The organism is Chitinophaga sedimenti, from assembly GCF_023156195.1.
Classification (GTDB): domain Bacteria; phylum Bacteroidota; class Bacteroidia; order Chitinophagales; family Chitinophagaceae; genus Chitinophaga; species Chitinophaga sedimenti.
In genome coordinates this window covers 2,306,948-2,326,454 of sequence record NZ_JAKUKA010000001.1, presented here as the reverse complement: position 1 = coordinate 2,326,454, position 19,507 = coordinate 2,306,948, and the positions used below count along the sequence as shown (strand labels likewise).

Here is a 19,507-nt window from a genome sequence, read left to right as displayed (position 1 = left end):
TGCCGCGACAATTGCTACAACCCCAATAGCTGTATGGAAAATTCCCAGGTTCGATAATGCCATGTTTGCATGTTTTTAGTACCACAAAATTGCCGTACTAATGGCAGGATCGTTTTGTCCGTTGGGTCGATTATTTGGCAATTTGGGTCAGCGCGTGCGGTATTGCGTGGGGGTAATTCCGTATTTATCGTGAAAGCTTTTGGTAAAATTAGCCAGTCGTTAAAGCCGCAGGTAAAGGCAATATCGGTAATGCGCTCGTCCGACAGCCGCAACATGTCTGCCGCCCTTTCCAGCCGCTTTGTTTTGATATAGTTGGCGGGTGAGTCATTATACAGCTTCTTAAATTGCCGTTTAAAGGAAGAAGCGCTCAGGTTCGTTTTTGCCGCGAGCTCGTCTACATTCAGCTGGTAGAACAGGTTAGCTTCGATAATCTGTTGAAAAGTATAAGTAGTGGCCGAAAACAGTTGCGATAGTATTGCCCGTATGGTGGCGGCGTTTTGCGTTTGCGCCAGCAGCAGGATGATTTCTTTCAGTTTTAATACCAATATTTCATCGTTGATCAATGCAGGGTTTTCGAAATAGAAGAGCAGTCCTTCGATGTATTTATGGATCAGGAAGTCGTTGTTTATTTTTTCGCCTGATCGCTGCGGGGTAATATTGTCGGACTGAAGGAGTAAAGGAAGTTCTTTTCCATAAATCTTCTTCAGGGTATCGGGGTGGAAGGTGACGATAACGATTTCTCCCTTGTTACTGTCCGAATGTTGCAGCTGGTTGCCTGAATTAACGCAGTTGAGCAACAGGGAATGGTTGTTGGACAGGTTGATGTGATGATCGCCGGACTGATAGTTTACCTGCCCGCCCAACATATACAAAAAGCAGGCTTGTGGCGCCACCGGGAACGTAAATTCAAATGGCGGCTCCAGTACTATCTTTTGCAGCACGGATTTTTCCGAACAGGTCAATTTTCTTATAGTCGACGATCATTTACTGCTAAGGTACATTTCCCTGCGATACCGGAGCGCGAAAATCCGTACATTCACGGCTTTAAAGCGCTTAATTTGATGAACCGCCAGCTTAGCAATCTACTGCTGTTTACAGCATTCTTCATTAGCAACATGGCCAGGGCACAGGTCATTCGGCCGACCCAGCTCGACAGTGTATTGGGGAAAATAGTGAAGCCGGGAGAACCGGGTTTTGCCGCCGGCATCTGGCAGCATGATAAATTGATGTTTGCCCGCGGTTACGGTTTAGCCGATCTGTCTTCCAAAAGAAAAAACACCATTGCAACACCCTTTAATATTGCCTCTATGGGCAAACAGTTTACCGCCGCCAGCATCTACTTATTGGAACAACGTGGTAAGTTGAGCACCAGCGATAAGCTGTCTAAGTACTTCCCCGATTTTCCTGCTTATGCAGACAGCATTACGATCGATCACTTAATACATCACCAGAGCGGCATCAAAGATTATATCGCGCTGATCTGGTTGCGGGATATGATTGACAATAGTGCTTATGATGATAGCACAGTATATAAAATGCTCGTCCGCCAGCAATCATTGAACTTTACGCCGGGCAGCCAGAGAACTATTCTAATTCCGGTTATTTCCTGCTGGCCCGCATCGTACAAAAGGTGAGCGGCCAGGACCTGCCGGCATTTGCTGCCGCCAATATTTTTAAACCTTTAAAGATGAACCATACACAGGTCTCGCGTACACACAAAGTTGCGGGCAAGGCGCAGGGGTATGTGTCATCGGGTAACGGTTTTGTGGTGGCCAACACGAAAAACAGCGTGGTGGGGCAGGGCAACGTGTACAGTATGGTGACCGATTTTCGTCCCTGGTTCAGGGAAATGGACAAGCAACAAGTGCTCGGCGCCGCGGTGTGGAAGAAGATGCTTACCCCGGGAGTACTTAACAATGGCGAGATGACGAATTACGGCGGTGGTCTGCATATTACGGAGGACGTGATTACCCACGGCGGTGATGTCGCCGGGTATCACAGCGGTATGTATCATTTCCCCGCTAAAGGGTTGGATATCGTTGTGTTGAGCAATAATGATCATGTTAGCGGACGTATGGTTTTTAGAGCTATCTACGGGCTATTGTATCCTAAGCAACCAATAGCCGATGCTGCTGTAGCTGCCCCGGTAGTAGCCATAGATACGTTGCATTATACCGGTATTTATGCTGCGGCGTCGGACAGTTTACTGAATATTGAGTTAAGCGTAGAGGATGGTAATCTAATGGCAGAACAGTTGTGGAATAGTGAGAAATACCGGATCGTGGCTGTCAGCGATTCCATATTTGAGATCGATGGCGCCCCGGAGGTGAAGTTCGCCTTCACGTCTGCGGCTACAGAAAAAGCCGCTGCGTTCGATATTTTGCAGGATGGGCAGCGTATTGCATTTAAGCGTACAGCGAAGGTGGCCGCACTGGATAGCCGTCTTGCCGCTTCTTATGCGGGTACGTATTATAATTCGGAGATAGATGCGCGTTACCAGGTGCTGGTCGGCGAAGGTAAGCTAATAGTGGTGATCGGGAAGGAGCGGTTTGTGATGTCGCGCTTCAAAGATGGGGTGTTTGGACTGGATAATGGGCTGGTGCTTGAGTTTAACAAGGGAGGGTTTAAACTGGTGCATTCGCGGGTTTGGGAACTACAGTTTGAAAAGATATAATAAAAAAACCGCGCAGCACGCGCGGTTTTTTTATGCTTAACGCCAGCCTAATCCCGGCGCCACATGCTTTACGATATCTTCAAGGATGTGCACATTGTAATCAACGCCCAGTGTATTCGGTATCGTTAATAACACGGTGTCCGCTTCCTGGATCGCTTCGTCCTTCGCGAGTTCCTTGATCAGTTCATCGGGTTCGCCTACATAACTTCTTCCGAAAACAGCACGTTTTTCCGGTTCGATCATGCCGAACTTATCAGATTTACTCCTGTCTTGCCCAAAGTACTGCCTGTCCTGCTGGGTGGTCAGCGCAAAGATGGAACGGCTCACCGATACCCGCGGCTCGCGCTGGTGACCTGCTTTTTCCACGCTTCTTTGTATGCCCGGATCTGTTCTGCCTGTTGAATGTGGAATGGTTTGCCATTCTCATCGAACTTCAGGGTAGAACTTTGCAGCAGCATGCCGTTTTCGGCGGCCCATACCGCGGTTGCATTGGATGCAGCGCCCCACCAGATACGATCGCGTAATCCTTTGGAGTGCGGTTCCAGTCGTAATAGTCCCGGAGGGTTCGGGAACATCGGGTAAGGATTGGGTTCTGCAAAGCCTTTTCCTTCCAGTGCTGGAGGAATGTTAAGGCCTTTTTGCGGCCCATGTCCGCGTCCGTTTCCCCTGCTTCCGGCTCATATCCGAAATAACGCCAGCCATCAATCACCTGCTCGGGCGATCCCCTGCTGATGCCTAATTGTAATCGTCCGCCCGAAATGAGGTCGGCTGCGCCGGCGTCTTCCACCATGTACAGCGGATTTTCGTAGCGCATGTCGATCACACCGGTACCTATCTCAATGCTTTTTGTTTTTGCGCCGATAGCGGAAAGCAACGGGAAAGGGGATGCCAACTGTGCAGCAAAGTGATGCACACGGAAATAAGCGCCATCTACACCGATTTCTTCCGCCGCCACTGCCAGGTCAATAGACTGAAGCAGCGTATCGGCCGCCGTTCGGGCCCTGTATGCCGGGTGGTTCGACCAATGTCCGAATGATAAGAATCCTATTTTCTTCATACGTCTCGTCTCCTTTTCTATTTGCAAAGATAACCATTATATGGCTGGCGGAACGGCCTGCTGTGGTTACCTGCAGGATAGCAAGATACCGGTACAGAACCGTCGATTTTCAAGCTGACAGAACCTGACTCTCTTTTAACCGAAAAGGATATGGCAAAACGCATTTTTCACCACCATCTTTGCGACAAATTGACTCTTTTTTGCGATAAAGTGATATGCTGAAAGGGAGGTTTCAACCTGATATTTGCATTAGTTCCGGTGTACTGTCGTAAGATAATTGCCGGCGCTTACGTTCTTTGACATTATTGGTTTAATATATATCGAAAGGGGAGCGTTCCCGCGCGCTCCCCTTTCTTATCATGCAGCGTGGTATGGTATTTGCCGCCCTGCATCGCTATGAAAGTAAAAATCCTCACATCAATTTTTTTATTAGCCACGACCGTGCTGATTAGTTGCTCCAAAGGCGGCGGTAATGCACCCGGTTATACGTACACCTATAAACTCACAGGACCCGCCACGTCCATTGTACAGGTGCAGTATACGCCAACGATGACCGACCCGAACATGACGGAGGTGCCGGATGATATTGAGTATGAAGAGGACGTGACACCACCATGGGAGAAGACGGTGACGCTGCATAAAAACATCTCAGGCGCCGGTTTTTCCGCCAGCGTGAGCGACGGTGTGCCGGGCGCAACGTATACGATCTCGATCCTGAATAAAGACGGGAATGTATTGAAGACGGGGGATTTTACACTGGATAGTTATGGGCATGGCGTGTTGTTGTTGAATTACTACCGGAATTAAGATGATATAAAGAAAAAAGGCCCGTTAACCGGGCCTTTTTCTTTATTTAGACTTATCCGGGAAAGCCGGAATTTTCGGCACGCCCGTAGGGCCACCTGCTTTCAATTTTTCCAGCAATACTTTGATGCCTTCTGCCAACTGCGTATCAATGCCCTTGTACTCATTGTAGGGATCATTAATCACTTCAATGTCGGGATGCACACCTTCGCCTTCAATGATGAACGAAGAGCCATCTGCCGCGAAATGCGCGAACTCCGGTTTCCGCATGTCACCACCATCGATAAAGGGCAATGAACCGCTGATGCCTACTACGCCACCCCAGGTGCGCTGGCCGATCAGCGGGCCTATTTTATGGTATTTGAACTGCCATGGGAACAGGTCGCCGTCCGAAGCAGAATACTGGTCGATCAGGCAGACTTTGGGACCTACATGCGCATCCGGTTTGATCGATGCTGTTTTGCTGTTGCGCCACATCGTACCGAGGCCAGGTTGGCGTAACAACCGCTCGATGATCATCGGCGATACATTGCCACCGCCATTACCGCGGTCGTCGATGATGAGCGCTTCTTTGTCCAGCTGCGGATAGAAGTAGCGTGCGAACTGGTTCAGCCCTTCCACACCCATGTCGGGAATATGTACATAACCGATCCTGCCGCCACTGGCCGCGGTTACTTTCGCAACGTTCTGCTGTACCCACTCATGATAGTAAAGCTGTGCCTCGTCGGCAACCGGCTTTACAAGTATTTTCCTGGCGCCGCTGGCCGACGGTGTGCTGTTTACCTCGATCTCGATCAGCTGGCCTGCTTTGCCGGCTAAGGGCTCGTACAGGTTGGCCACTGACTTCATAGACGTGCCGTTGATCGAGATGATGTAATTGCCTGCTCTCACGTTGAGTCCCTGCGCACGTAAAGGCGATACCATGGTTTTGTTCCAGCTTTCGCCGGAGAGGATGCTATCGATACGATAGAACCCACTCTTGTCGCGGCTGAACCTGGCGCCAAGCAGTCCCATTTGAATACGGTCGACTGGAGGTCTGTCGCCACTGTTGACATACGCATGGCCCACTCTAAGTTCCCCGATGAGTTCACCGATCAGGTAAGTAAGGTCGTCGCGGTGATTCACGTAGGGGAGGAGCGGCGCGTATTTGTCGTGCATCGCTTTCCAGTTTACGCCATGCATGTTTGGATCATAGAAGTAATCGCGCATCTGGCGCCAGCTTTCATCGTAAATCTGTTTCCATTCGGCTTTCAGGTCTACGCGGAGTTTTAAGCCGGAGAGGTCTACTTTATTGGTGGGTGTGATCTTTGATTTGCCGAGGCTTTCAATAAAGAAATCGTTGCCGGTGCGGAAGAGGATTTTCTTCGCATCCGGTGTGATACTATATCCGCCAAAGGTGCCTATTTCTGTTTCTTTCAGATCGGTCAGACTAAAGAACTTGAGTCCTCTTGCACCGCGGCCGGCGGTAAAGTAATACACACCATCTTCAATGGGCACAAGTCCGCCGTAGGAGCCGGGCGATACAGGCAGGCTTTCGATACGGTCGGCCAGGCCGGCTTCATCTACCACTACTGTTTTTCCGCCTTTTTTCGAGGTGGTGTCGGCCTTTTCGTTCACTTCGTCATCCTTATCGGCGAGTGGTGATTTATAAGCTGCGCTCAGGCGCACGAAGTACGGGCGGGCCATGTCCGTGTAGGCATGGTTCCATTCGGTTTGACTATACGTAGGATTGAAGTCGCGCTGCGATACAAAGTACAGCAGTTTACCGTCGGGACTGAACTTCGCGCCGTCGCTGTCGTACCAGGTGTCGGTCACCGTTATTATTTTTTTAGTATCGATGTTATATAACTTGATCACGCTGAACTCGCGTGCTTTACCCGGTGCGGTAAAGGCGATCCATTTACTGTCCGGCCCGAACGAGTAAGCGCCAATGCCGCCATCGTCGGAGTGTGTTACCAATGTGCGGTTGCCGGAGGCTACCTCCACGATATAAAGATTCTGTGCGCGATCGCCGAACAGCAGGTATTTGCTGTCCGGGCTCCATATGGGATTGAACTTATAAGCGCCGCCGCCTTTGGTCAGCTGCTTCGCTTGTTGCGTGCCGCCCTGTTCCCGGATGTACAGCTCATCTTCGCCGGAGCGGTCGGAAACATAACTGATCCACTTTCCATCAGGGCTCCAGCCCACGTTGCGGTCGTGTGCCGCGCTGGATTGTGTAAGGTTGCGCGTTACGCCGGATTTAGCCGGCACAGTAAATACATCGCCGCGGGCGCTGAATACCGCGCGTTTGCCATCGGGAGAAAGATCAGAACTGTACACGTATTCCGCCGCATCTACCTGTTTGGAACGGCCGGAGGCCGGGTCTTCCGCCAGGGTGATGCTTAACTTTTTGCTCTGTCCACTGGCAAGATCGAGCAGGTAGATATAGCCACCATTCTCGAACACGATCGCATGATCGCCCAAAGAAGGGAACTTTACATCGAACTCTTTAAAGTCGGTTACCTTCTGCGTTTGTTTGGATTTAGTGTCATATACAAAAATGTTCGCGGTTTTATCGCGCTCACTTACGAAGTAAATCTTGTCGCCGTGATACATGGGATAAATATCCTGTGCCGGGTTATTGGTGATGTTTTCGGTGTTGCCGGATTTTGCATCTACCAGCCAGATATCATCTGCCATACCGCCGCGGTAGTTCTTCCAGGTACGGAACTCGCGGAATACGCGGTTCATCGCTATTTTGGAGCCATCGGCATTATAAGAAAGCCAGGAGGCAACGGAGAAGGGCAATTCTGGCTAAGGTCGCCGTTTAATGGCGCCAGGTACACTTTTCCTTTAAATGGATTGAAAGAGGTACCGCGACCGCGGTAGATCACGCTTTTATCATCCGGCGTCCAGCCCATAACGATGTTGTTGGGTCCCATGCGGTCTGCCACATCATCGCGGCCGAGTGTAGGCGTGTACGTGATCCGTTTCGGTTCACCGCCGGTAGCCGGTATAACAAATACTTCCGTATTCCCGTCATATTGCCCGGTAAAGGCAATCGACTTCCCGTCATGGCTGAAGCGGGCAAACATTTCGTAACCGGGATGGCTGGTAATGCGCCGGGCCACGCCGCCTGTTGATGCCACCACGTAAAGGTCGCCGGCGTACGTAAAGGCCACCTGGTTGCCGTGAACGGTAGGGAAGCGTAGTAGCCGGGCCTCCTGTTGTGCTTTTAAGGAGAGGGTGCCTCCGAATAAGAGGACGCAGGTTAGTATTTTCTTCATGAGCATGTGCTTTTAACACCTCCGGGGCATAGATGGGAGGGTTTCGATGAAAATACAGGATTTTTTGCAATTTTGATAAAAGCCCGGTTGCATCATCTGCGTAGCCGCCCCCAGCCAATACCCGCGGCGACTAACGCCATAAACGCGTTGAACCCGATGGCTTCCCCACGCATCGCATGAAACACCCCGGCACATATCATCAATAGCACAATGCCAAAAGCCGCTGCCGCCGTCCACCCGTTTTTCAGCCGCAGTATTCCGGGCAGTACCAGGCCTAGTCCCCGGTCAGGTCTACGATGCCGGTGAACTTCACCAATGCCACCGGTACTTCTGCGGCCCAGGGCCACATTGCTGCCAGCTGCGCAGGCGATTGAAATAATTTCATCACGGCTGCCCAGGTTAACAGTGCCGCCAGTATGGCCTGCGCGATCCAAAGTAGTACGTTTCTCATACGGCAAACCTAGTTATATTTGCTGCGCACCCGGACCTCACTTCCTGCTCGGATAGTAACGGGCTAAATATTTTGATTATGTTGACAGACGGCACATGTCCCGCAAGCGCCCTTTTCATCAAAGATGCGCTGGAAACGATGGAAGGAAGATGGAAATTGTTGATATTGTTTTCGCTTTCAGCGGGGCCTAAGCGTTTCACCCAAATTGCCCGTGACGTGAAGGGGATTACGGATAAAACATTGTCGCGCGAGCTGAAGTTGTTGGAGGCTAACAAACTGGTGACCAGGGAAGTGATCGACAGCTTTCCGCCAACAGTGGAGTATGCGCTTACCGAACATGGGAGATCGCTGGAAAAGGTACTGGAAACGTTGCAGCTGTGGGGAGCGGCACATCGCAAGGAGGTGATAGGGAAGTAATCACATCGAAGACCCAAATTTCTTCGTAAACATCACCCGCGCCCTGCTCAACGCCTCCCTGCTGGTAAACAGGTATCGCGCAATGTTCGTTAGTGAAATTTTCGGTATAATCCCCGGCCGGTGCCGCAGCAGGAAACGATAGCGCTAAGGTCGAGTTATTGCGATCACAATCGTTGACCGCCCTCCTTTTTATACACCAGCAACCGCAACGCATTAAACACCACCACCAGCGTAGATCCTTCATGCGCCATCACTGCCGGGCCCATAGACGCGATGCCCAATATTGTCAGCGGTATTAGTACAGCCACCATGCCGAGGCTGATCCAGAGGTTCTGGCGAATGATCCGTTTTGCTTTGCGGCTTAGTCCGATCGCGAAGGGCAGGCCCTCCAGCTTGTCGCCCATGAGTGCAATGTCGGCGGTTTCCAGTGCCACGTCGGAGCCGGCTGCACCCATGGCAATGCCTACGGTGCTTTTGGCCATGGCGGGTGCATCGTTTACACCGTCGCCCACCATGGCTACGGCTTTTTCGGTCCGTTGCAATTCTTCCATGGCCTTTACCTTTTCCTCGGGCATGAGGCCGCCCATCGGATCGGTGATGCCGATCTGTTTAGCGACTGCTTCCGCTACCTGCTGATTGTCGCCGGTAAGCATGATCATGCGGCGGATGCCCAGTTCAGATAAGGCTTTAAGGGTAGGCGCCGCTTCGGCGCGCGGCACATCCATCAAAGCGAGAATGCCGATAAAGTCGTTGTTGGATTGAACCAGCATTGACGTGTTGCCGTGCTTTTCAAGCTCGCTGACCTGCTGCGATAAGGTGTCCGGGATGTGGTCGAATAGCGCTTTGTTGCCAATGCGTATTTGTTTGCCGGCGATCGTTGCGGAAACACCGCGGCCAACGATACCTTTTACGTCGGTGGCAGCCGGTATCGGTGCGTCTTTGATCCTTTCCTTCGCACCATTTACAATGGCTTGCGCCAATGGATGATCGCTCTGTTGTTCCACGGCTACGGCTATTGTAAGCAGGCCGGTTTCGTCCATACTGTTTAAAGGAATAACGTTGGTGAGTTGGGGCTTGCCTTCGGTAAGCGTGCCTGTTTTATCGAAGGCCATAGCGCCGAGTGAGCCCAGTCTTCCAGCGGGCCGCCTCCTTTGATGAGTACACCGGCACGTGCTGCACGTGCCACGCCGCTCAGTACAGCGCTGGGGGTGGAAATAGCCAGTGCGCAGGGACTGGCCGCTACTAATACCGCCATGGCCCTGTAAAAGCTCTTGCTGAACGGTTCATCGATGACTAAGAACGCGAGGCAAAGTAATCCTACCAATATCAGTACTGCCGGGACGAATATTTTCTCGAACTTATCGGTGAATAGCTGTGTAGGTGATTTTTGTTGTTCCGCCTCATTCACCATTTTTATCAGCCGCGAAATGGTAGAGTCCTGTGCTTCCCTTATTACTTTTATTTCGAGGGCAGATGCGCCATTGATCGTACCTGCAAACACCCGGTATCTGGCATCTATCTTCGCCTCTTTGCTATAGTCGATGTTGGCATGCGGCACAGCCGTTTTCTCCACCGGCACACTCTCGCCGGTAATCGGCGCCTGGTTTACGCTGCCTGTACCTTTTACCACTACGCCGTCTGCGGGGATTTTGGTGTTGGGCTTTACCAGGATGATATCGCCTATTACCAGCTCCGCTATGCCCACTTCGCTGGTTTGCCCGTTGCGTAACACCAGCGCGGTAGGAGGGGCGAGATTCGCCAGGGCTGCTATCGATTTGCGGGCCTTACCCATGGCGTAGTGTTCCAGTGCATGGCCCAGGCTGAACAGGAACAGCAGCAGGGCGCCTTCGGCCCAGGAACCGAGTATGGCAGCGCCAATAGCGGCGACCAGCATCAGGAAGTCTATTTCAAAACCGCCCTTCACCACCGTGGTCACGGCCTCTTTGGCCGTAAAGAAACCACCAAAAAATAGGCCGCTATGAAAAGCATAAGGCTGGTTGGTGCCGGCATAAAGTATCCAATGCCGAGCAAACCGCCGCAGATCAGCGAGAAAATCAATTCCGTATTCGTTCCGAAAATGCCGCCATGTGCATGGTTATGGCCATCCTCTTTGTGATGTGTTGTTTCCATAGTTATTTTTTAATGTCCTGCGTGCTCTTCGCTGTTCTTTAATGTAGACAAAAGATCGTAAGTGCCGGTAAGGACTACTTTTTCGTTATAGTTTTTGTTCCCGGGCAGCGTCACCTGTACATATCCGCCATCAGCATTACCAGTGGTAACGGGGATCATTTCATAATAATACGACTGCGTTTTGTCCGCTTCGCTTTCGATATGTGTTTCACCGTCTTTGTGCGCATGTGCCGGGGCGTCCGCAGCTACAAAGATGTATTTCCTGCCGCCGAAGTCCACGATCGCGCTTTCCGGTAAGGTAAGGGCCATGGTTTCGCCGGTTTCAACGAGGGCTTTGAGGTAAGTGCCAGGTAAAAAGGCTTCGCTGCTCACGGCAATAGCGTGCACCGTCACCGTTTTATCGGGTCTTATTTCCCGGCCTACCAGGTCTACTTTGGCGATCCGCTCCGTGGTTTCGCCTGCGAGGGTGTAGCGTACGCGCTGTCCCGGTTTCACGGTGGCGGCATCTTTCTCGAACACGTTCAGTTCCACGTGCAGGTCGGTGCCGTCCACGATTTCGAACATCACATCGTTGGGGTTAACAAATTTCCCGCCATTCACGTTCACTTTGGTTACATAGCCGGCAACCGGTGAATATACGTTTACCTGGCTGCGGATATTGGCCGGCGTTAATTGCGCCGCATTGATGTTGATCAGCTGCAGGCGCTGGCGCAGTGCGCTTTCGCGGGCCTGCGCTACCTGGTATTGTGCTTTAGCCTGCTGTAATATTTTTTGTGAATTCACATTTTGTGCCGCCAGCGTTTGCTGCCGCTGGTATTCGGCATCGGTCAGTTCCAGCTGACTTTTGCTTTCGAGGTAGTCCTGCTGTAATTGTACGTAGTCCTGGTTTTCCAACACCGCAATGACCTGCCCTTTCTTCACCGTGCTGCCTTGGAGCAGCGGGGTCGATTTTACGATGCCGCCCATCTGGGTGGTTACACTCACGAGGTTTTGCGGGGGCACATCGATGTAACCGTTCACCTTCAGCAAACCGCTGATGGCTTTCATTTCGGGAGAGCCCATTTTTATGCCGATGGCCTGGTATTGGGCGGCCGTTACTTCAACGATGTTCTCATTTTCGGCATGTGCTTCCGCTGTTGCTTCCCCGGCGGGTTGCTTATTGTTGCAGGCCGCCAGCAGGCTCGCAGCGGCCATCAGTATGTAAATAGTGAACTTCTTCATGTTGTTACAGTTTATAAGCCAGCAAGGTATTTAAGGCGGTAAACAGATTGGTTATATTGATTGATGGACTGTAGGTAGCCAAAGCGCAGATCAGACGAAGTACGCAGGCTTTGCAGGTATTCTACATAGCCAATTTCCCCATTCTGAAATGCTACCTGCGCCTGTTTCAGCAGCAGTGCAGCATTTGGGAGCGCGTTTTTTTCGTAGTACTGCATGCTGCGCATGTTCTTCAGTAATTCCTGGTAAGCCGTACTAAATGCCCCTTTAAGGTTTACTTCAGATAGATTGAGCTGGGTTTCCGCTACTTGTTTGTCGATAGTCGCCGCTTTTATCCTGGAGGAAAAGGGTTTGAAGAAAATCGGCAGGGCAATACCCGCCTGCACGCCCTGGAAGCGTTTTCCACCACCATAGTATACATCGGTACCGTTTACATTCTGCGTGCCGATGAGCGACTGGTTAAAATAGCCCAGTGTAAAGTCGGGGCCGGACAGGGACCGTTCCAGCCGGACCGTTTTGTCGGCAATGGCCACCTGTTGCTTTTGCAAGGCGATCAGCGGGTTGGTCAATGTTGCGCTATCCGGCAGGTAGACTTCCGCGACAAAATCGGGGTCGGGTGATAGTGCTTCGCTGGTATTAAGCAGCCGTTGTAATTCGGCGGTGTAGGCGCGAATGTCTGCCCGGTTTTTCTCCATCTGGTTACGCACCTCGTTGTACTGCGTTTCCGCGGTAGTAGCTTCCAGCAGGTTGCTTTCGCCCGTTTGATAGCGCAGACCCGCTGCTTTTTGGAAGCTGCCGAAAATAGAGTCCTGCTGCTGGTAAAGGGTCTGCAACGCGAAGAAATATGACAGTTGTCCGTAAGCGCTTCTTACCTGGTAAGTGAGTTCATTTTTATCCGCCGCCAGGTTCTTTTTCGCGCCTTCGATACGGGCGTCCGATAATTGGCTGCGGTTACGGAACACACCCGGGTAAGGAATGCTTTGTGAGATATTGATATTGTTATCGTTCCTGATGCTGTTAAATTGACCGTATTGCACCCCCACATTCGTTTTACCTATATCAGCCGCAGTGCCCTTGAGTGTTTGCTCACGGCTAATTTGCAGGTTGGACGATTTGATGCCGGGATTGTTACGCAGTGCCGTTTCCACCGCTGTTTCCATGCTTATCTGTTGTGCTTTGGCGCCGGTGGATAATAGTAATGCTATCGGCAGCACTACCAGCGCTGGTACTTTAGGTTTCCATTTTTCGAAGTAGGTATACAATACTGGCAACACGATCAGGGTAAGAATGGTAGAGGTCAGCAGCCCCCAATGACTACGGTGGCCAGCGGCTTCTGTACTTCTGCACCGGCCGCGGTAGAAAGCGCCATCGGCAAAAAGCCGAGTGAGGCTACGGTGGCCGTCATTAGTACGGGACGTAACCGTAACGCCGTTCCTTTTAATACAATTTCATCCAGCGAATATTTGTTTTGTTTTTTCAACCGGTTGAACTCGGTGATGAGTACGATGCCGTTCAATACCGCTACGCCGAATAGCGCAATGAAACCTACGCCGGCGGAAATGCTAAAGGGCATACCGCGCAGTATAAGGGCAAAGATGCCACCGATGGCTGCCATGGGGATAGCGGTGAATATCAGGAAAGATTGTTTCATAGATCCGAATGTGAAATACAATAATAGCAGTATCAGCGCGAGCGCTACCGGTACGGCGATCGACAGGCGTGCAGTCGCTGCTTTCAGGTTTTCGAACTGTCCGCCGTAAGTAATGTAATAGCCTGCAGGTAGTTTGACCTGCTTTTCGATTTTGTCCTGTATCTGCGTTACCACGCTCTGGATGTCACGCCCGCGCACGTTCAGTCCCACGATGATCCTGCGTTTGGTATCCTCGCGTTGTATCTGGTTGGGGCCGAGTTTGAACGATACATCGGCCAGCTGTTCCAGCGGTACCGGATGCCTGTAGGAGAGGTGATGTAAATATTCTTTACGTCATCAATTCCCTGCCGGTTTTGTTGTGAAAGGCGCACCACCATGTCGTACCGTTGTTCGCCTTCGTATACCAGTCCGGCCGACTGACCGGCGAAAGCCGCGTTTACTGCCTGGTTCACGGTTTCCACGCTTAAGCCATATTGCGCTATGCGGTCGCGGTTGATGTGCACCACGATCTGCGGCAAACCTTCCGCCTGTTCCAGGTACAGGTCTCTGGCGCCATCTACCTGCGACACGATGCCGCCGATTTTTTTAGATAAGTCGGTCAGCACTTCCAGGTCATCTCCAAAGATTTTTATACCGATATCCTGCCTGACCCCGGAGATCAATTCGTTGGAGCGCAGTTGTATGGGTTGTGAGAAGCCGAAGCTGACACCCGGCACCTGTTTCAGTGCTTCACTCATCTTCTCTGTGAGTGCTTCGCGGGTGCTGGCCGATACCCATTCATCTTTATCTTTCAGTATAATAGTAAGATCACAGGCTTCCATCGGCATGGGGTCGGTTGGAATTTCGGCGGCGCCTATCTTACCTACTACTTCTTTTACCTCCGGGAATTTCTTAACGAGGATATCGGATGCCTGGTTCACCTTATCTACCGTTTGCATCAACGAACTCCCGGTCAACAGCCTCGTTTCCACCGCGAAGTCGCCTTCTTCCAGGTTGGGGATGAACTCACCGCCCATGCGTGAAAAGGCAAAGATGCTCACCGCCAGCAGTCCCACCGCTGTAAACGTAACGAGCATACGCCTTTTTAAAGCGCCTTTAATGACGGGCAAATAATGTTTGTGAAAGAAGTCCATCATCCGGTCGGAAAAATTCCGTTGGTGGGTGGTGTTTTTGCTAAGGAACAGTGCCGATACCATGGGCACGTAGGTCATAGACAGTATAAATGCGCCGAGGATCGCGAACGATACGGTTTGCGCCATGGGACGGAACATCTTGCCTTCGATGCCTGTCAGCGCGAGGATGGGCAGGTATACGATAAGGATGATGATTTCGCCGAAGGCGGCGGCAGAACGGATCTTTACCGCGGAGTCGTATACTTCGTCATCCATTTCCGCCTGTGTGAGTTTGCCTGCATTGCGCATGCCAAGATGGTGCATGGTAGCTTCGACGATAATCACCGCACCGTCGACGATAAGGCCAAAGTCAATGGCACCAAGGCTCATGAGGTTACCCGACACACCAAAGAGGTTCATCATCGCAATAGCGAACAACATGGCCAGGGGAATCACCGAAGCCACGATCAGTCCTGCGCGCAGGTTACCGAGGAACAATACCAATACGAAGATCACGATCAATGCACCTTCTACCAGGTTTTTGGCGACTGTGCCAATGGCGCGGTCTACCAACGCGCTGCGGTCCAGGAAGGCCTCTACGACCACACCTTCGGGCAGGGTTTTGCTGATGCGGTCGATCCTGGATTTAACCTCTTTTACTACCTGGTTGGCATTGGCGCCTTTCAGCATCATGACAATACCGCCCACTGCTTCGCCGCTGCTTTCCCTCGTGGTGCGGGTCAACGCGCCGTAACGGATCGAGTGGCCGATTTCGACGGTGGCTACATCGCGGATCAGTACCGGCGTACCGGTCTGGCTGTTCTTGACTACAATTTTATTAATATCGTCGATGTTGCCTACCAGGCCCTCTGTGCGGATAAAGTAGGCATTGGGCTTTTTATCGATGTAAGCGCCGCCCGCATTACGGTTGTTGTTTTCCAGCGCGGTAAATACATCCGTAATACTCAGGTCGTAACTGCGCAGTTTGTCGGGGTCGAGCCCGATCTCATATTGCTTTAACAGTCCGCCGAAGCTGTTCACTTCCGCTACACCGGGTGTACCCAGCAGCTGCCGGCGTACGATCCAGTCCTGTATGGAGCGCAACTCCCGGGCACCATATTGTTGTTCATATCCCGGTTTAGGGTGAATGACGTATTGGTATATTTCGCCCAGACCTGTAGAGATAGGAGATATTTCCGGGTTGCCAAGGTCCGCGGGAATATTATTCTTTGCTTCGGCCAGTTTTTCATTTACCTGCTGGCGCGCCCAGTAAATATCCACATCGTCATGAAAAACAATGGTGACTACCGACAGGCCGAAGCGGGAAATAGAGCGCACCTGCTGAATTTCGGGGATGGTAGACATCACCTGTTCCACCGGGAAGGAGATCAGTCGCTCGACTTCCTGTGCGGCCAGCGAGGGCGACAGGGTGATGATCTGCACCTGGTTGTTGGTGATGTCGGGAACTGCGTCGATGGGCAGTTTCTTTAGGGAGTAGATTCCCCAGATGATCAGTCCGAGCGTGAATAGCCCGATGATCAGCTTATTTTTTATGGAAAACTGAATGATCTTATTTAACATGTTGCTTTACAGGGATAGAGCATGGCAACGCTGCATACGAGGCCGCACATCAGACAAAAGTTTGATGTACAGTTTATATGCGTTGCGGGATATGACAGTAAGCCGTCATAGCCATCGCATCAAATGAATAAAAAAGAAAATAAAGGGAGATTAAGCAACATGCCGGGGAGGCTGCCAGATAGCGGCGGATACGCCTAACTTCTCGGATTGGGTGTAAACGGTGTATCGTTGTTTGTAGGTAGTTTCTACGAAAGTATAGTCAACCGCATGTTGTACTACGGTTGGACAGGCGCAGCAGGCGCATTCGCAGAACGGGCCACATTGATCGATGTCGTTATGGGTGTCGTCGTGGGAAGAAGATATTTGCTGTTCCGTCTGCAATTGATCAGCCGCCAGCGCAAAGCTGTCCGAGCAGGGTATTAATACCTGCATCAGGATAACGAGCATGAATATGACAGCACTGAATCGCATGACGCAAATATAACCCTTTTTAATAACGGGGAACATGATAAGGAGGCGTTAACGGGCGCTTGTCAAGGTTAAATCCGCGACAATAGCAGCTTTTAACAGTGTTAAGAATCTTTGCATAACGGTTGCAATTTGACCTGTATTTAGCATTATGAGGCTGGTCGTCCTGCTTTCAGGCTACTTACTCTTCCTTTCACAGCGCGTTTATTCGGGCACGGTGAAAAGTCCGCGATGCAGAGATGCATATGCGCCGTTGGATAGGTTTGTGGTGTGTGGCTTTCTTCCAAATAGCGTTATGGCTGCGCATAAGCCCAGTCGATAATCTGCCGGAGTGCTTTTTTATTTTCATTTCTCCTTCCTGTTCTCTGATGTCGATGCCGCAGAACGTGCTGCCGTTCATTTTGGCGTGCAGGGTGAGGTAGTAAACGCTGCTCACGAGAATGGCGGTAACGGCGCGGATATCGGTGGTCTTGTTTTTGAAATGCTCGTCGGTAAGCTGCGTAAACAGCTGTTCGCCGATGTCTTCGCGTTTTTGCCCCATCACCTGCAGCGATTCAACATTATCGGTGAGGTCCCAGGTGACGATACGGCGCATTTCTTCGTTGGACATAAGACTGTCGAACTGCTGCTCCAGGATCATATTGGCTGCGGATTTGCCGTGATCGGCTTTGCTATGCTCCGGATAGACGGCATATTGTCCGCCACCACTTTCCAGTAGTCTTTGGTATCGAGGTATTCTTTGATTACACCATCGAGTCCGCCAAAGTAGTCGTATATCACTTTGCGGTCTACCTGCGCCTGTTCCGCAATTTTACTGATGTTGAGGTTGGAGAAACCATCTTTTATCACGATGTTGCCCAGGGCATCTATAACTCTTTGCCGGGTCCGCTCTTTATTTCTGATGGGGCCGTCTGTTACTTTTCTTGGCATCTTTGTTCACTTTGCTGCAAGTTGCGATTTTTTAAGTAGATCCGCAAACCATGGCGGTTTTAGCAAGCTGCTTCATATTATCCCTCATCTGTGTGGATTATTTTTGGTGGTCCGGAAGAAGCCCGTTACCTTTGCATCAGAACTGAATACCAACCATGTAAATTATCTACTGATTGCTCTTCCTCCATTGAACTTCCATTTATAAATCAGGCAAACATCATCGTTGTTCCATTCATGTTAACCCTTTTCTGAACGTTTTTCAGTTGCAGGCGTGCGGCGAAAAGGTAACGGCATTGGGCTGTTACCCTCCTTCCGCCACTCAGATCCTTATACGATCACCCTGTTTGCCGCAGCCTACTAACTGGAAGTCCCGGGGAACAGGGCGGCCGGATGATTTTGTAAGGAAGATCACCGGGCTCCTGGCCTGTGGGAGCTACAGGAACCGCTTAAAATTCTCTGGCGTATCTCCCGTAAACTGCCTGAAATCCTTGATAAAGTGTGCCTGGTCAAAAAACTGGTGCGCATAGCAGATCTCCGTGAGTGTTTTCGCGTGGTTCAAGTCTTTTAGCACGGCATTAAATCTTACGATCGATGCAAATTTTTTAGGCGTGGCGCCCACCACTTTCCGGAAGCGCATTTCCAGCGGGCTTTGGCTGATAAACAACCGTTCGCTGATTTCTTTGATCCTGATATTTCCGTTGGATTGATAAATAAGCTGCACAGCCTGCATCACCAGTTTATCTGTTGCAATATCTTTCAGCCTGGATAGCAGAAATTGTTCTGTTACTTTGATCCGCAGCCGGTCTGTGCCAGCTTCCGCCAGTTTTTCTTCTACTTCCTGTACGGCGTGGCGGTCAAAGATATGGTCCAGGGAAAGACTTAATCCAAATAACGTATGTGCCGGGTGCGCCGCGAAATGGGTAAATCCTGTTTCGGTGAAGTAAATGAGTACGGTACCGGTGTGCGCGGAGTTGCGAAAGACTTTATAGCTGTCCGACATGCCGGTGATGCCTGCGGAAGCCAGTTGGCCATGTTCTGTGGCGAGCTGTCCGCGGTATTGAAAGCCGATGACCATACCGGTAGACGGAAATACTTTGTATGCTGCCGCCGCATCGTTCTCCGACACTACAAATTGTTTAATGTAGGGGCGCAGCCGCTCGCATGGTATGTAAGCATCAAATTTCATGTTGATCGGATACCAAAGGTATGGTTTCCACGAGCACTTCATTTCCTTTTTTATCGTAGTAAATGCAGGTCATGGCCGACAGGTCCACGATCCATTTTTCTATGCCTGTTTCCGCGCAGTCACGGCAAAAAGTAAGGTAGTCGGTAGTTCCCTGCTGATGCGCTTTCAGGCGTGCTTCGAAGCCGGTAGCGTCCGGGTTGTCCGCAATTGTGAGCGTTGCATACATGGGAGCGGACTGCGTCCGGTAGTCGTTGGCGCCAAAGTATTCGGTATGGCTATCCTTTACCCAGGTGGCAAAGCCGGTAACGCCGAGCGTTTTGATCTCACCGATATAGGCCGGGAAGTCCGCGCCGCTTTTTACTTTGTCGTGCGCTGCATGAATTTGTGCTACGGTAAACATCTCTTTTTTTTCACAAAGGTCGATGAATATCAGTTGCCCGGATTGTAAAAAATCGTTGATTTATACAGGTACGGCCGTTTTTGTGGACCTTATATGCCGTTCGCTGAATCTCTCACTGGTATTGATATTACATATGGGATGCTGTGAACAAGACTGCCCGAT

17 protein-coding genes and 3 pseudogenes are annotated in these 19,507 nt (G+C 51.0%); 3 read left to right on the top strand and 17 right to left on the bottom strand.

Features of this window, described 5'->3' with window-relative positions; genetic code table 11:
• Positions 1–14 precede the first annotated feature (14 nt).
• Entirely contained in the window at positions 15–941 is a 927-nt protein-coding gene (locus tag MKQ70_RS13305; RefSeq protein WP_248071808.1) for a helix-turn-helix domain-containing protein, read from the bottom strand.
• On the opposite strand from MKQ70_RS13305, the pseudogene MKQ70_RS42200 reads away from it, so the two are divergent.
• Positions 828–2,674 (top strand): annotated as a pseudogene (locus MKQ70_RS42200) (serine hydrolase domain-containing protein). The gene MKQ70_RS13305 and the pseudogene MKQ70_RS42200 sit on opposite strands and share 114 nt — an antisense overlap.
• Positions 2,675–2,710: 36 nt before the next feature.
• Here MKQ70_RS42200 and MKQ70_RS13290 read toward each other — a convergent pair.
• Both MKQ70_RS13290 and MKQ70_RS13285 read right to left on the bottom strand, forming a co-directional pair.
• Positions 2,711–3,040, bottom strand: coding sequence for a hypothetical protein (locus MKQ70_RS13290; protein WP_248071800.1), 330 nt, complete (start codon positions 3,038–3,040; stop codon positions 2,711–2,713).
• A 67-nt stretch (positions 3,041–3,107) separates the two neighbouring features.
• Complete coding sequence (locus tag MKQ70_RS13285; RefSeq protein ID WP_248071799.1) at positions 3,108–3,731, bottom strand: LLM class flavin-dependent oxidoreductase; 624 nt, start codon at positions 3,729–3,731, stop codon at positions 3,108–3,110.
• Positions 3,732–4,172: 441 nt separating this feature from the next.
• On the opposite strand from MKQ70_RS13285, the gene MKQ70_RS13280 reads away from it, so the two are divergent.
• Positions 4,173–4,538: a hypothetical protein gene (locus MKQ70_RS13280; RefSeq protein ID WP_248071796.1), complete on the top strand. Its 366-nt coding sequence runs from the start codon at positions 4,173–4,175 to the stop codon at positions 4,536–4,538.
• A 42-nt stretch (positions 4,539–4,580) separates the two neighbouring features.
• Here MKQ70_RS13280 and MKQ70_RS43755 read toward each other — a convergent pair whose 3' ends face one another.
• From MKQ70_RS43755 to MKQ70_RS13265, 3 genes and pseudogenes are all read right to left on the bottom strand, one after another.
• Positions 4,581–5,549, bottom strand: a complete 969-nt coding sequence (locus tag MKQ70_RS43755) for a S41 family peptidase (protein WP_504909735.1) — start codon at positions 5,547–5,549, stop codon at positions 4,581–4,583.
• Positions 5,550–5,624: 75 nt separating this feature from the next.
• Positions 5,625–7,801: pseudogene (locus tag MKQ70_RS43750) on the bottom strand (S41 family peptidase); the annotation flags it as partial.
• 274 nt (positions 7,802–8,075) lie between these two features.
• The gene (locus tag MKQ70_RS13265; protein WP_248071780.1) at positions 8,076–8,252 is read right to left on the bottom strand and encodes a DoxX family protein; all 177 of its coding nucleotides are present in this window, start codon (positions 8,250–8,252) and stop codon (positions 8,076–8,078) included.
• 78 nt (positions 8,253–8,330) lie between these two features.
• Between MKQ70_RS13265 and MKQ70_RS13260 the strand changes: the two genes are divergently transcribed.
• Positions 8,331–8,669, top strand: a complete 339-nt coding sequence (locus MKQ70_RS13260; RefSeq protein WP_248071777.1) for a winged helix-turn-helix transcriptional regulator — start codon at positions 8,331–8,333, stop codon at positions 8,667–8,669.
• Positions 8,670–8,833: 164 nt separating this feature from the next.
• On the opposite strand, the gene MKQ70_RS13255 is transcribed toward MKQ70_RS13260, so the two are convergent.
• The 11 genes and pseudogenes from MKQ70_RS13255 to MKQ70_RS13205 all read right to left on the bottom strand — a co-directional run bounded on the left by MKQ70_RS13255 (position 8,834) and on the right by MKQ70_RS13205 (position 19,345).
• On the bottom strand, positions 8,834–9,781 hold the full coding sequence (locus MKQ70_RS13255) for a heavy metal translocating P-type ATPase (protein WP_248071774.1): 948 nt from the start codon (positions 9,779–9,781) through the stop codon (positions 8,834–8,836).
• Entirely contained in the window at positions 9,715–10,605 is an 891-nt protein-coding gene (locus tag MKQ70_RS13250) for an HAD-IC family P-type ATPase (protein WP_248071771.1), read from the bottom strand. The genes MKQ70_RS13255 and MKQ70_RS13250 overlap by 67 nt, the downstream gene beginning before the upstream one ends.
• Complete coding sequence (locus MKQ70_RS13245) at positions 10,602–10,799, bottom strand: hypothetical protein (protein WP_248071768.1); 198 nt, start codon at positions 10,797–10,799, stop codon at positions 10,602–10,604. The genes MKQ70_RS13250 and MKQ70_RS13245 overlap by 4 nt, the downstream gene beginning before the upstream one ends.
• Positions 10,800–10,808: 9 nt before the next feature.
• On the bottom strand, positions 10,809–12,020 hold the full coding sequence (locus MKQ70_RS13240; protein WP_248071765.1) for an efflux RND transporter periplasmic adaptor subunit: 1,212 nt from the start codon (positions 12,018–12,020) through the stop codon (positions 10,809–10,811).
• Between the two features lie 11 nt (positions 12,021–12,031).
• Entirely contained in the window at positions 12,032–13,291 is a 1,260-nt protein-coding gene (locus MKQ70_RS13235) for a TolC family protein (RefSeq protein ID WP_248071762.1), read from the bottom strand.
• 23 nt (positions 13,292–13,314) lie between these two features.
• A pseudogene (locus tag MKQ70_RS13230) lies at positions 13,315–16,361 on the bottom strand (efflux RND transporter permease subunit).
• Between the two features lie 150 nt (positions 16,362–16,511).
• A complete protein-coding gene (locus MKQ70_RS13225) occupies positions 16,512–16,832 on the bottom strand; it encodes a DUF6660 family protein (RefSeq protein ID WP_248071760.1) in 321 nt (106 codons plus the stop codon).
• A 190-nt stretch (positions 16,833–17,022) separates the two neighbouring features.
• Entirely contained in the window at positions 17,023–17,469 is a 447-nt protein-coding gene (locus tag MKQ70_RS13220) for a hypothetical protein (RefSeq protein ID WP_248071757.1), read from the bottom strand.
• Positions 17,466–17,759 (bottom strand): TetR/AcrR family transcriptional regulator, encoded by a 294-nt coding sequence (locus MKQ70_RS13215; RefSeq protein WP_248071754.1) that lies wholly within the window; start codon positions 17,757–17,759, stop codon positions 17,466–17,468. Before MKQ70_RS13215 ends, MKQ70_RS13220 begins: the two co-directional genes overlap by 4 nt.
• A gap of 433 nt (positions 17,760–18,192) precedes the next feature.
• Positions 18,193–18,945, bottom strand: a complete 753-nt coding sequence (locus MKQ70_RS13210) for a helix-turn-helix domain-containing protein (protein ID WP_248071751.1) — start codon at positions 18,943–18,945, stop codon at positions 18,193–18,195.
• Entirely contained in the window at positions 18,935–19,345 is a 411-nt protein-coding gene (locus MKQ70_RS13205; RefSeq protein WP_248071749.1) for a DUF1398 domain-containing protein, read from the bottom strand. The genes MKQ70_RS13210 and MKQ70_RS13205 overlap by 11 nt, the downstream gene beginning before the upstream one ends.
• Positions 19,346–19,507: the final 162 nt, after the last annotated feature.